The sequence below is a fragment of the Aeromonas rivuli genome (assembly GCF_000820045.1).
GTDB lineage: Bacteria > Pseudomonadota > Gammaproteobacteria > Enterobacterales > Aeromonadaceae > Aeromonas > Aeromonas rivuli.
This window is the reverse complement of sequence record NZ_CDBJ01000018.1, coordinates 1-371: the sequence shown is the minus strand read 5'-3', so window position 1 is coordinate 371 and position 371 is coordinate 1. Positions and strand designations below refer to the sequence as shown.

1 protein-coding gene is annotated in these 371 nt (G+C 62.5%); it reads left to right on the top strand.

The window, feature by feature from the left end; genetic code table 11:
* Positions 1-371 (top strand): 3-deoxy-7-phosphoheptulonate synthase (locus BN1130_RS02560; RefSeq protein ID WP_042040113.1); only part of this gene is annotated, 371 nt, incomplete at both ends.

Sequence of the window (371 nt, the reverse complement as noted above, 5' to 3'; positions counted from 1 at the left end):
CCACCGAATCCCAGGTGCACCGTGAGCTGGCCTCAGGTCTCTCCTGCCCGGTGGGCTTCAAGAACGGCACCGACGGCACCATCAAGGTCGCCATCGACGCTATCGGCGCCGCCAGCGCGCCACACCACTTCCTGTCGGTGACCAAATATGGCCACTCCGCCATCGTCTCCACAGCCGGCAACCCGGATTGCCACATCATCTTGCGCGGTGGCCGCGAACCGAACTACAGCGCCGCCCATGTGGATGAGGTCGTGAAGGGATTGGACAAGGCGGGTCTGCCCCAGAAGGTGATGATCGACTTCAGCCATGCCAACAGCAGCAAGCAGTACAAGAATCAGATGCTGGTGGCCGAGGATGTGGCGGGCCAGATC